The organism is Pseudorhodobacter sp. MZDSW-24AT, assembly GCF_002794355.1.
Lineage (GTDB): Bacteria > Pseudomonadota > Alphaproteobacteria > Rhodobacterales > Rhodobacteraceae > Pseudotabrizicola.
This window is the reverse complement of sequence record NZ_PGOI01000003.1, coordinates 213434-225984: the sequence shown is the minus strand read 5'-3', so window position 1 is coordinate 225984 and position 12551 is coordinate 213434. Positions and strand designations below refer to the sequence as shown.

General features: G+C 60.0%; 10 protein-coding genes. 7 read left to right on the top strand and 3 right to left on the bottom strand.

Annotated features, from left to right (window positions below; translation table 11 throughout):
* The first annotated feature begins 80 nt into the window (after window positions 1-80).
* Both CUR21_RS04445 and CUR21_RS04440 read left to right on the top strand, forming a co-directional pair.
* Entirely contained in the window at window positions 81-1454 is a 1374-nt protein-coding gene (locus CUR21_RS04445; protein WP_100195809.1) for a cytochrome ubiquinol oxidase subunit I, read from the top strand.
* 4 nt (window positions 1455-1458) lie between these two features.
* Window positions 1459-2460 (top strand): cytochrome d ubiquinol oxidase subunit II, encoded by a 1002-nt coding sequence (locus CUR21_RS04440; protein WP_100195808.1) that lies wholly within the window; start codon window positions 1459-1461, stop codon window positions 2458-2460.
* 138 nt (window positions 2461-2598) lie between these two features.
* Here CUR21_RS04440 and CUR21_RS04435 read toward each other — a convergent pair whose 3' ends face one another.
* The 3 genes from CUR21_RS04435 to argE form a co-directional block, all read right to left on the bottom strand.
* Window positions 2599-3765, bottom strand: coding sequence for a M20 aminoacylase family protein (locus tag CUR21_RS04435; protein ID WP_100195807.1), 1167 nt, complete (start codon window positions 3763-3765; stop codon window positions 2599-2601).
* Between the two features lie 101 nt (window positions 3766-3866).
* Window positions 3867-5204, bottom strand: a complete 1338-nt coding sequence (locus CUR21_RS04430) for an FAD-binding oxidoreductase (RefSeq protein ID WP_100195806.1) — start codon at window positions 5202-5204, stop codon at window positions 3867-3869.
* Window positions 5201-6361 carry an acetylornithine deacetylase gene (gene argE, locus CUR21_RS04425; RefSeq protein ID WP_100195805.1) on the bottom strand — a complete coding sequence of 387 codons (1161 nt, stop codon included), beginning with the start codon at window positions 6359-6361 and terminating at the stop codon, window positions 5201-5203. Before argE ends, CUR21_RS04430 begins: the two co-directional genes overlap by 4 nt.
* Before the next feature lie 201 nt (window positions 6362-6562).
* Between argE and CUR21_RS04420 the strand changes: the two genes are divergently transcribed.
* From CUR21_RS04420 to CUR21_RS04400, 5 genes are all read left to right on the top strand, one after another.
* Window positions 6563-7573: an ABC transporter ATP-binding protein gene (locus tag CUR21_RS04420; protein WP_100195804.1), complete on the top strand. Its 1011-nt coding sequence runs from the start codon at window positions 6563-6565 to the stop codon at window positions 7571-7573.
* The gene (locus CUR21_RS04415) at window positions 7566-8627 is read left to right on the top strand and encodes an ABC transporter ATP-binding protein (protein ID WP_100195803.1); all 1062 of its coding nucleotides are present in this window, start codon (window positions 7566-7568) and stop codon (window positions 8625-8627) included. Before CUR21_RS04420 ends, CUR21_RS04415 begins: the two co-directional genes overlap by 8 nt.
* Window positions 8624-10324 carry a peptide ABC transporter substrate-binding protein gene (locus CUR21_RS04410; protein ID WP_100195802.1) on the top strand — a complete coding sequence of 567 codons (1701 nt, stop codon included), beginning with the start codon at window positions 8624-8626 and terminating at the stop codon, window positions 10322-10324. Before CUR21_RS04415 ends, CUR21_RS04410 begins: the two co-directional genes overlap by 4 nt.
* Window positions 10325-10467: 143 nt before the next feature.
* Window positions 10468-11475, top strand: a complete 1008-nt coding sequence (locus CUR21_RS04405; RefSeq protein ID WP_100195902.1) for an ABC transporter permease — start codon at window positions 10468-10470, stop codon at window positions 11473-11475.
* A complete protein-coding gene (locus CUR21_RS04400) occupies window positions 11468-12388 on the top strand; it encodes an ABC transporter permease (RefSeq protein ID WP_198431615.1) in 921 nt (306 codons plus the stop codon). Before CUR21_RS04405 ends, CUR21_RS04400 begins: the two co-directional genes overlap by 8 nt.
* The last annotated feature ends 163 nt before the right edge of the window (window positions 12389-12551 follow it).

The window sequence follows — 12551 nt, the reverse complement described above, 5'->3', positions numbered from 1 at the left end:
CGGCAAGGCGTGACCGCTGGTCGCACGGGGTTTTCCGGCACCATCTGCGTCCCACATAAGGGACAACAGAAAGGTGTATGATGGACACGTTTTTACTCTCCCGTATCCAGTTTGCCGCGAATATCAGTTTTCACATCCTGTTCCCGACGATCACCATCGCGCTTGGATGGGTTCTTTTGTTTTTCCGCTACCGCTTTGCGCGCACGGGCCTGCAAAAGTGGATGGATGCCTACATGTTCTGGGTCAAGGTCTTCGCCCTGAGCTTTGCGCTTGGCGTGGTGTCCGGGATCACCATGTCGTTCCAGTTTGGCACCAATTGGCCCGGATTCATGGAGTCGGTCGGCAATGTGGCCGGCCCGCTCTTGGCATATGAGGTGATGACTGCGTTCTTCCTCGAAGCAGTCTTCCTTGGCATCATGCTCTTCGGTGCACGGCGGGTGCCGCCATGGCTGCATATTCTGGCCACGTTCCTTGTCGCCTTTGGCACCACGATGAGCGCCTTCTGGATCTTGGTGCTGAACTCATGGATGCACACACCGCAAGGCTATGAGCTGCGAGACGGCATCGTTCATGCAACCGATTGGTTTGCGATTATCTTCAACCCGTCTCTGCCCTATCGACTGGGTCACATGCTGCTGGCTTCGGGTCTGACGGTGGCTTTCCTGATCGCCGGTATCGCCGCCTTTCGTCGCCTCAGCGGGGATCGGACCGAGTCGGTGAGCACCCAGCTGCGCTTTGGCTTGATCTTGGGCGCGGTCCTGATCCCGATGCAGATTGTCATGGGCGATTTGCATGGCCTGAACACGCTGGAGCACCAGCCGGCGAAAGTCGCCGCGATGGAAGGAAACTGGGAAACCGGTCCGAATGTGCCCCTCTTGCTCTTTGCAATCCCCGATGAGGCCGCGCGCACCAACCATGCCGAAATTGCGATCCCCAATGGAGCCAGCCTGATCCTCAAACATTCTGCCGATGGCGTGGTGCCGGGCCTGAATGATTTCGTGGCCGAAGACGGCACTGCTCTCCACCCACCTGTGGCACCCGTTTTCTGGGGCTTCCGCGTGATGGTTGGGACCGGGATGGCGATGCTGGCCCTGTCTTGGCTGGGCGTTCTGTTGATCTGGCGCCGTGGGGCAGATGCCCTGCCCCGTCCCTATCTGATGGCGACAGTGGGCATGGCCTTCTCGGGCTGGGTGGCGACCTTGGCCGGTTGGTATGTCACAGAGATCGGGCGCCAGCCTTGGCTGGTGACGGGTGTCTTGACGACCGAAGCCGCCGTTGGCGACGTGGCGGCCCCCATGGTGATGGCAACCCTGATGGCCTATCTTGCCATCTATCTGGCGCTGATGATCGCCTATATCGGGGTCATATTCCATCTGGCCCGGCGCGCGGCCGAGGGCAAGCGCCCCACCCGCGAAGAACCGCGCGACGCGCCCATCACTGTTCCGGCGGAGTAAAGTCATGACACTTGATGCCACAACCCTGCCGGTGATCTTTGCTGCCCTCATGGGCCTGTCGATCCTGCTCTACGTGATCTTGGATGGCTTTGATCTGGGCGTCGGCTTGCTCTTCCCCTTTGCGGCCCCGGCGGAGCGCGATCGGATGATCGCCTCCATCGGACCGTTCTGGGATGCCAATGAAACTTGGCTGGTGCTCGCCATCGGGATCCTTCTGGTGGCGTTCCCGACAGCGCATGGCACGATCCTGACCGCGCTGTATCTGCCCGTGGCCATCATGTTGATTGGCTTGATCCTGCGCGGGGTCGCTTTTGAGTTTCGCGCCAAAGCGCCGCTGGCGCACAAGCTCGCTTGGGATCGCGCATTCTTTGCGGGCAGTCTGATGACGTCGGCCTCGCAAGGCTTCATGCTGGGGATGTATGTGATGGGCTTGGAATGGACGCTGTTCCACGTCGCCTTCGCCCTGCTCACCGCGGGCGCGCTGACCGTGGCTTACAGTTTCATCGGAGCCGCTTGGACCATTCTGAAAACCGATGAAGCCTTGCAGCTCAAGGCTGTGGCTTGGGCCCGCGGCGGGATCTGGGGCATGGCGCTTGGCCTTGGCGCTGTGTCGCTGGCCACGCCTTTCGTCAGCTCAAGGATTTTCGAGCGCTGGTTCAGCTTTCCCGAAGTGGTCCTGCTGGCCCCCTTGCCGCTGATGTCTGTCGCGCTGATCGTGCTTCTTTGGCTCTCGTTACGGCATCTGCCCACGCGGGGCGACCACTTCGCATGGTTCCCTTTTGCCGCAGCCACCACGCTGATGGTGCTTGGTTTCTTTGGGATGGGCTACAGCTTCTACCCCTACATCGTGCCCGAGCAGATCACGATTTATGAAGCGGCCTCAAGCCCGGAAAGCCTGAAGATCATCCTGGTGGGCGCCGTCTTCGTGCTGCCCATGATCATCGGCTACACGGTCCTGTCCTATACAGTGTTCCGCGGCAAGGCGACGGGGCTGAGTTACGACTAAGCTGGAACAAAGACTTGCCGACCGCGATCAGAAACTCGACTCGGTCTGGTCAACAAGAAGAAAGGGGAGCGGATTCCGCTCCCCTTTCTTTGCCCCTAAAGGATCGTTTGACCTATCAGCGCACATCCTGCTGAAAGATCAGGCGGCTGGCATCCGCGCTTCCACCATTCCGGCATACCAGCTAGAGCCGAAAGGAATGGCGTTGTCATCAAAGTTGTAAGCCGGGTGATGCACCATGGCCGTGTCACCGTTTCCAAGAAAAATGTAAGCCCCCGGCCGACTGTTGAGCATGAAGCTGAAGTCCTCGGCGCCCATCAACGGCGCGGTGTTCTCATCGACTTGACCAGAGACTGCTTTGGCGACATCTACAGCATGGCGTGTGTTGACTTCGGCATTTACCGTGACGGGATATCCCCGCTGATAATCCACCTTTGCCTGCGCCCCCAAGGCTGTCGCCGTGCCCGTCACGATCTCAGTAATCCGGCGTTCGACATAATCCTGAACGCCCGGGTCCATGGTGCGCACGGTGCCTTTCAGCTTCACCACCTGCGGGATCACGTTATGCGCGGTCGAGTCGGTTTGCACCGTGCACACGCTGACCACCACCTGCTTCATCGGATCTACATTGCGCGAGGCGATGGTTTGCAGGGCGACAATGATATGGGCGGCAACAACCGTGGTGTCGATGCAATCATGCGGCTTGGCGGCATGACCGCCCTTGCCTGTGACGGTGAGTTCAAACTGGTCGGCAGCGGCCATGATTGCACCTGTCCGAATGGCAAAGGTGCCAACCGGAATGCCGGGCATGTTGTGCATGCCATAGACCTCTTGCACCCCAAAGCGCTCCATCATGCCATCTTCCACCATTTCGCGCCCCCCCCCACCGCCCTCTTCGGCGGGTTGGAAGATGACCACAGCTTTGCCGTCAAAGTTTCGCGTCTCTGCCAAGTATTTGGCAGCGCCCAGCAGCATGGCGGTATGACCGTCATGGCCGCAAGCATGCATCACTCCGGGTGTGGTCGAGGCGTAGTCAACGCCCGTCTGCTCAGTGATCGGCAGGGCGTCCATATCGGCGCGCAGGCCAATGACACGCCCAGCCGTGTCGGTCTTGCCATGGATCACGCCAACGACCCCGGTGCGACCAATCCCCGTCACCACCTCGTCACATCCGAAGCTGCGCAAAAGGTCGGCCACTTTCGCAGCTGTGCGGTGCACCTCGAACAGAAGTTCCGGATGGGTGTGAAAATCGCGACGCCATTGCGTGATTTCTGGAAGCATCTCGGCGAAACGGTTTTTGACGGGCATCTGGACCTCCTTACGATCAATCGGCCCGATGGTGGTCTGGAACGCACATCACATCAAGGGGGGCGCGGCGTCATCTTGACCCTTTGATCAAAGATACAGCATCAGGCGAGCGCGGGGCCCACGCGGGCTTTGGTCCCGTCTTGGAAACGGGACAATCGAAAGCGCGACAGATCGTGTCCCGTCGGACGCCCCATCACCAGATCCGCCAGCACCCGCCCCATGCCCGGACCGATGCCGAAACCGTGCCCGCTCATTCCGGTGGCAATGGTCACACCGGCGATCGGTGCGTGATCGACCACGGGAACCACGTCGGGCATCGTGTCGATCATTCCCGCCCAAGCCGTCTTGATCTGGGGGCGGCCAAGCGCCGGGAACGCCTCTGCAAAACGGTCCTGCGCGCGCGACAGACTGGCGCGGTTGGGCTTCGGATCCAGAAGGCGCGTGGCCTCAAACGGACTGGGACCATCGCCCCAATTGCGGGGGGTGCCCCATGCATCGGGATAACCGACGGGTGCCATGGGTCGGAAATGTGTGGATCGGAAATCCTGTTTCAGAATTCCTAGATACCGGGAGAAGCTTTTGAACGCATCTGGCCCGATGAAGAAATCATGTTCTGACCCGGGCGCCAACGTGTAGCCGCCATCCATCCGCCGCCTGAACGCAAAATGGCTGTCGGTGGCACCACCTGCAAAAACCTCTGGCAGAGGCACGGTTTGCGCCACAGAGGCCAGAACAGAAAGCTGGGGGATCACGATGCCATGCGCGGCCAGAAAAAGGCGCGACCATGCCCCGCCCGCAACCACCACCCGCGAAGCCCGTATGCGCCCCTGCTCGGTAAAGACGCCCACCAAAGCGCCTGCCTGCACATCAAGCGCCCGGATCGCACACTGCTCCGCGATCGTGGCCCCAGCCTCAGCCGCCAGACCCGCGAGCAAAGGCACGGCGGCCCAAGGTTCGGCACGGGCATCAGACGGCGTGTACATGGCGCCTTTCCATGGTCCCGAGGTGCCCAAAAGGCTTTGGATTTCGCATCTTGCCATCAGGCGCGTATCCACACCCTGCGCCGCCGCATGCGGCAGGAAGGCTTCATACTGCTCTAACGCCGCGTCGCTGTTGGCCAGGTAGATCACACCGGTCTGACGAAAACCAAGGGCATCCCCGAAGTGGTCAGCAAAACCCCGCCAAAGCCGCAACGATTCGACCACGATCGGCAATTCGTCCTTGTCGCGGCCCTGCCGACGGATCCAGCCCCAGTTGCGACTGCTTTGTTCGCCCGCAATGCGGCCCTTTTCGCAAAGAACCACCTTCTGGCCAGCCTGCGCGAGGTAAAGTGCCGTCATCACCCCGATGATGCCGCCCCCCAGCACCACCACATCCGCAGCCTCTGGCAACGGACCGGGAAAGCGAATGGGTGAGTCAAGCGTAATGGGGAAGCTCATGACAGATCGGCCAAAAGTTTTTCCATGAACGCCTGTCCCGCCAGAAATTCCGAAAGCTCAAGGTATTCATCCGCTTGATGCGCCTGCGCGATGTCGCCCGGACCACAGACAATGCTGGAAATTCCAACCGCCTGAAAATGACCTGCCTCTGTCCCATAGCTGACCACATGGGTGGCATTGTCTCCGGTCAAGCGGCGCACCAGCCCTTCTGCGGCACCATTTGCTTCTGGAACCAAAGGAGGAACGTCGAAAAACCGCTCCAGCAGCACATCCGCTTCCGGGCGCACCGTTTGGATCGCCGCACGCAGTTTGGCGACTTCCGCCTCGAAAGCCTCGCACCAATCTTCCGGCCGCTCGCCCGGCACCACTCGGAATTCCATCACATAGCGGCAATCGGCTGCGGTGATGTTATGCGCGGTCCCGCCCGAAATCATCCCGGTGTGCAGCGTTGTAAAGGGAGGATCGAACAATGCCGCCACCGCCGACGGCGCCTTGGCGCGGTTTTCGGCATTGCGTTCATTGGCCCACATGATCAGCCGCGCCGCTTCCATGATTGCACTCACGCCCTGCGGCAGCAGCGAAGAATGAACCTCAAAGCCGCGCACATGGACCCGATAGCCTGCGCCGCCCTTGTGCCCATTCACCGCTTTCATGCGGCTTGGTTCGCCAATGATCGCGACTTCGGCCTTGGGAAACGCTGCCTGCAGTGCAGCAATCAGCGGCGGCGCGCCCATACATCCCGTCTCTTCATCATAGGACAGTGCGATCTGTAACGGTCGGCGCAGACCGCGTGAGTGACCTTCCACCAAAGCCCAGATCGCCAAGGCATCAAAGCCCTTCATATCGCAGGTGCCGCGTCCGTAAAGCCGCCCGTCCCGCTCCGTCACCGTCCATGGGTCCGATGCCCAGGTCTGACCATCCACCGGCACAACATCGGTGTGACCCGACAGGATCACCCCGCCTTCCACCATCGGGCCGACATGCGCGAACAGCGCCGCTTTGCGCCCGTCTTCGTTCCAATGCCGACCTGCACGGATTCCGTGGCTTGCCAGATAGCTTTCGACCCAGTCGATCAAAGGCAGATTGCTGTCACGGCTTACAGTGGGAAATGCCACCAGATGATCGAGGATTTGTCGCGGAGAAAGGCGGTTTGCCATCGGGTCGTCCTTGCTGCTTCACAGGCAAACCTGCGCCGCGAAAACAGGCAACGTCAAGCCCGCACCCTCTGACGCAAGGGAAGCGCAAACAAGCCGCTTGCGGGATGCATAAAAATCTCTAACACTTGGTCAAATCACCGGGCCGGCTTTGACCGAGACACCGGAAAAATAAAATAAAAAGAACCACTTGGGGGTTAACATATGGCCGATGGGGCCGCGCCCGTCCTCGATGTTCGAGGGCTGAAGACGGTGTTTCGCACCCGCGGGGGCGAAGTGCATGCCGTGAATTCCGTGAGCTTTCATCTCAACCCGGGCGAACTTTTGGGCGTCGTCGGAGAAAGCGGTTCTGGAAAATCTGTAACGATGATGTCGCTGATTGGGCTGCTGCCCTCGCCACCTGCGGATGTGCGAGCGGGATCCGTGATGCTGGGCAATCGCGACCTGCTGAAAATCAGCGCCGAAGAACTGCGCAACGTGCGCGGAGCCAAGGTTGGTTTCGTCTTTCAAGACCCGATGACCAGCCTTAATCCGGTGTTCACGGTCGGGAACCAGATCATGGAACCCCTCATGCGTCATATGGGCATGACCAAGGCGCAGGCGCAAATCCGTGCCACCGAACTGCTGGCACTGGTGGGTATTCCAGATGCGGCTGCGCGCCTGAAATCATACCCACATCAGTTTTCGGGGGGCATGCGGCAGCGTGTGATGATCGCCATCGCCCTCGCCTGCGACCCGGATGTGCTGATTGCTGACGAGCCCACGACCGCGCTGGATGTGACGATCCAAGCGCAGATCTTGGAGCTGGTCAAAGATCTGCGCAAGAAACTCGGCATGGCGATTGTCTGGATCACCCACGATCTGGGCGTCATCGCTGGCATCGCAGACCGTGTCATGGTGATGTATGGCGGCCAAGTGGTCGAACAGGCGCCGGTGCGGGCGTTGTTTTCCAATCCGCAGCATCCTTATACACGCGCCTTGCTGAAGACCATCCCTTCCCTAACAGGTGATCGCGCGGCGCGGCTGCAGGTGATCGAAGGCCAGCCCCCGATCCTGATCGGCGCCCCCACGGCCTGCCCATTCCGCGCCCGCTGTCCACAGGCTTTCGCCCGCTGCGAGAGTGAGAACCCGGACCGCCGTTCCCTAGATGGCCGCCCCGTCGGTCAAGGGCATGATGTGGCTTGCCATTGGTCCCCCAGAGGTGCCCATGCTTGATGTGACGAAGGCGCCAGCGCCGCTGGTTCAGGTCCGCGGCCTCAAGATGTATTTCCCGATCTATTCAGGGCTTTTGCGCCGCCACACCGGAGATGTGAAAGCCGTCGACGGGGTCAGTTTCGACATCATGCCGGGCGAAACATTGGGGCTTGTCGGCGAGTCTGGCTGTGGCAAATCCACGGTCGGACGCGCGCTGCTCCGGCTTTACGAGATCACGGATGGCAAGGTCGTTATCAACGGCACCGACATCGCCAGTCTTGCGCCAGAGGCGTTACGTCGTGCGCGCCCGCAGATGCAGATGGTGTTTCAAGACCCGCAGGCCAGCCTGAACCCGCGGATGACGCTCGCCGACATCATCGGCGAACCGCTGGACGAGCACACCGACTGGGACAGCAATCGCAAACTTGCGCGCATTTACGAGCTGATGGATGCTGTCGGGCTGAACCGCCGATTTGCCAATCGTTTCCCGCATGAATTTTCCGGCGGCCAGCGGCAGCGCATCGGCATCGCCCGCGCGCTCGCGCTCAATCCACGCTTCATCGTTTGCGATGAGCCGATCGCCGCCTTGGATGTCTCGATCCAAGCACAGGTGGTGAACCTGCTGGAAGATCTGCAAGACAAGTTTGGCCTGACGTATCTGTTCATCAGCCATGACCTCTCGATGGTGCGCCACATCGCCGACCGCGTGGCGGTGATGTATCTGGGGCGGATCGCCGAATTGTCGCCGCGCGATGCGCTTTATGCGCGGCCACTGCACCCCTATGCCGAAGCCCTTCTCTCGGCGGTGCCGGAACCCGATCCGACGCTGGCGCAAACGCGTCAGCGCATCATCCTTCAAGGCGATGTGCCATCGCCCGCAAACCCGCCAAAGGGGTGCAACTTTTGCACCCGCTGCCCCAAGGTCTTTGACCTGTGTCGTCAGCTCAAACCCGAACTGGCCGAAGTCGAGCCGGGGCGCTTTGTCGCTTGCCATCTGTTTTCCAACACCACCGCCGTCGGATCAACCGACGCACTTCAAGCCAAAGAGCACAACCAACAAGGAGACAATCGATGAAACTGAAAACCGCCCTTCTGGGCGCAGCAGCCACACTGGCTTTTGCGCCAGCCGCCTTCGCGGAACGCGGGGCCGATGGCAACGTCAAGGTCCTGTATTCACAGGCCGTGTCGATCATGAACGCCTACCTGTCCTCGGGCACCAAGGACGTTGAAGTGGGCAGTCTTGTGCTGGAACCGCTGGCCGGCTTCGATCAGGACGGCAATGTCATCCCGCGGCTTGTAACCGAAATTCCGTCGGTCGAGAATGGTGGCATTTCCGAGGATCTGACCACGATCACGTGGAAGATCACCCCCGGCCTGCTATGGTCAGATGGCACGCCGGTGACCGCTGCGGATGCGGTCTTCTCTTACGAATATTGCACGCATCCCGAAGGGGGCTGTGCGCAGGCCGCGCGCTATGAAGGCATCTCGAAAGTCGAGGCCATCGATGATCTGACCGTCAAGATCACGTGGGAGGCGCCAAAGCCGAACCCGTTTACGGCCTTTGTGGGCGCCACTTCGCCGATCCTCCAAAAGGCGCAATTCGCCAACTGCCTTGGCACCGCAGCGCCAACTTGCACCGATCAGAACTTCAAACCCATCGGCACCGGCCCGTTCATGGTCACCGACTTCAAGGTGAATGACGTGGTGGAACTGGCCGCCAACCCGAATTACCGAGATCCGGCCAAACCGCGCTTTGCCACCATGACCGTCAAGGGCGGCGGTGATGCGGCAGGCGCCGCCCGCGCCGTGATGGAAACCGGTGAGTTCGATTACGCTTGGAACACCCAGATCAACCCCGAACTGCAAGCGCAGATGGAACAGGGCGGCAAAGGCAAATTCGTCTCTGCCTTTGGCACGCTGGTCGAGCGTATTGAGATGAACATGACCGATCCGTCGCCCGACCTGCCGGAAGGCGAACGCTCGACCGCAGCACATCCGCACCCTTTCCTGTCGGATATCCGCGTGCGCAAGGCGCTGTCGATGGCAATCGACCGCAACCTTCTGGTGGAAGTCGGCTATGGCAACGCGGGCCGCGCCACCTGTAACCTCGTGCCTGCCCCGGCCATTTATGCCTCGCCCAACACCGACTGCATCGCGCAGGACATGGAAGGCGCCAAGGCGTTGCTGGAAGAAGCCGGTTGGACCGTGGGCGCCAATGGCATCCGCGAAAAAGACGGCAAACCGCTGAAGATCCTGTACCAGACGTCGGTCAACGCGGTGCGCCAAGATTTCCAAGCGCTGATCAAAGGCTGGTGGAACGAACTGGGCGTCGATGTCGAACTGAAGTCGATTGATGGGGGCGTCTACTTCGGCGGCGATCCCGGTTCGCCCGACACCTTCCAGAAGTTCTATGCGGACGTCGAGATGTATGCCAACAACTTCGATGGCACCGATCCCGAGCCCTATCTCGCGCAATACCTCTGCGACAAGGCGCCCAGCCCGGCCAACGGCTGGCAAGGCGAGAACATCAACCGTTTCTGTGATCCGGCCTATGATGCACTGGTCGCGGAACTTGCCACGACACGTGAGATGGAAAAACGCGGCGAAATCGCCATCCGCCTGAACGAGATGCTGACGAAAGACAGCTATGTTGTGGTGCCTCTCGTGGACCGCGGTCGGTTGTCGGCCCATTCCAATACGTTGGGCGGTGTGGTTCTGAACACTTGGGATTCAGAGCTTTGGAACGCGAGCGACTGGTTCCGCGTCCAGTAACCTGAACTTGGGGCGCGGCGGGCACGAATTTTCTGCGAAAATTCCCCGCTGCGCCCTCTCTCTTTCATGGTGCTTTCCCGCGCGCGGATCTGAATTTTCGCAGAAAATTCGTGCTGTCCAACCGCTGTGCCGAGGCGTTGCATATGCTCACCTTCACGATCCGTCGGTTGCTCCTTGCCATCCCGACGCTTCTGTTCATCAGTCTTGTGATCTTTCTTTTGGTGGATTTCGCACCCGGCTCTCCCATGAGCCAAATTCCTCTGACTGTTCCCCCTGAAGTCCGGCTCCGGATCATCGAGGCAATGGGCGCGAATGAACCCATTCTCGTCCGCTATCTGCTGTGGCTGAAACAGTTTTTCTACGTCGAGCCACTCGTCCTGATCGACAGTCTTTTCGGCACCAGCCATGCCGAGGGCATGCAGCGCATCGTCAGCTGGCAATCGCGCAGCCCCGTGATGGACATCATTCTAGAGCGCATGCCACAGACCCTTACGGTCGTCGGCTCGGCTTATGTGATCGGCGTGATCATCGCGCTTCCAATCGGGATCTACTCCGCCTACCGTCAATATTCTTGGTTCGACCAAGTTGGCACCTTCATCTCGATGATCGGCTTTTCCGTCCCAACCTTTTTTACGGGTGTCGTGCTGATCCTTGTGTTTTCAGTCAATCTGGGCTGGTTTCCATCGATCTATGATACCTCTTTGCGCGTGACCAGCTGGGAGACCTTTCTTTTGCAGGCCAAGCAGATGGCCATGCCCGTTGCCGTTCTGGCTCTTTACAATGCGTCACAGATCAGCCGCTACATGCGCTCGTCCATGCTCGACAATCTAGGACAGGATTATGTGCGCACGGCGCGCGCCAAAGGCATGGCCGAACGCATCGTGGTGCTCAAACACGTCTTGCGCAACTCACTCATTCCCGTGGTCACCGTCATCGCCCTTGGCATCCCCACCATCTTTGGCGGTGCCATCATCACCGAGCAGGTGTTCAAGGTGAACGGGCTGGGTGCTCTTCTGATCAATGCCATTCAGGGATCGGATCTGCCGATGGTTCAGACCCTTACCTTTATCTTTGCCGTGCTGATCGTGCTTTTTAACCTGATCGCCGATGTGCTTTACGGCATGCTCGACCCGAGGATCCGCTATGACTGATACATCCGTCGTCGAAAAACCCCGCAGCCAATGGGCGGATGTCTGGGCGCAGTTCAAAACACACAAAGGCGCAGTGGCAGCGCTGACCGTTTTTGTGTTGCTCATCCTGTTTGTCACGGTCGGTCCGCTCATCTGGACCAAGGATCCAACCTATATCAATCCGAACGCCGCCGAAATGATCCGCACCCGCAACAAGCCTCCGAGCTGGCAATTTCCGCTGGGCACCGATCAGCTGGGCCGGGACATGCTGGCGCGGATGATGAAGGGGGGGCAGGTCTCCATTGCGGTCGGATTGGTCGCCATGGTGATCTCCATCCTTCTTGGCACTTTGATCGGTGTCTTGGCCGGTTACTTCAAACGGCTGGATGGCCCGCTGATGCGATTGACGGACCTGTTCCTTGCCCTGCCCTTGTTGCCCTTGCTTCTCGTCATGGTGATGTTGTTCCGCGATCCTCTGGCACGTGCCTTGGGGCCCGAAGGCGGCACCTTCCTTTTGATCGTCTTTGCGATCGGTGTGACCAGCTGGATGCAGGCGGCACGCATCGTGCGGGGTGATGTTCTGGCATTGAAAGAACGCGAATTCGTTTTGGCGGCGCGGTCTATCGGCACGCCCTCGCGCCGGATGATCCTGCGCCATATCCTGCCCAATGTCGTCAGCCCGATCATGGTTTCGGCCACGTTGGGCATCGCCAGCGCCATCATCACCGAAAGCGCGCTCTCCTTCCTTGGGCTTGGCTTCCCCCCCGACTTTCCGACATGGGGACGCTTGCTCTTTGATGGCGTAGACTACATCCAGCAGTATCCCGAGCGTGTGATCTGGCCCGGCATCGCCATCTCTCTGACCGTGCTCTCCGTCAATTACATCGGCGACGGTCTGCGCGACGCGCTGGACCCCCGCATTCGCGGGCGCTGATCTCCCCGCTGCGCATGGGCTGACCCCTTGTTTGCGCGGGTCAGCCCTCATTATATAGACAGCTGTGAATGTGATAGTCTCTCAGGGGAGCCTTTGCGGGTGGACAGCATGACAGATCAGAGGGGCAACGTGACCACGCCTGATGCGGACGTCGCCGTCCTGA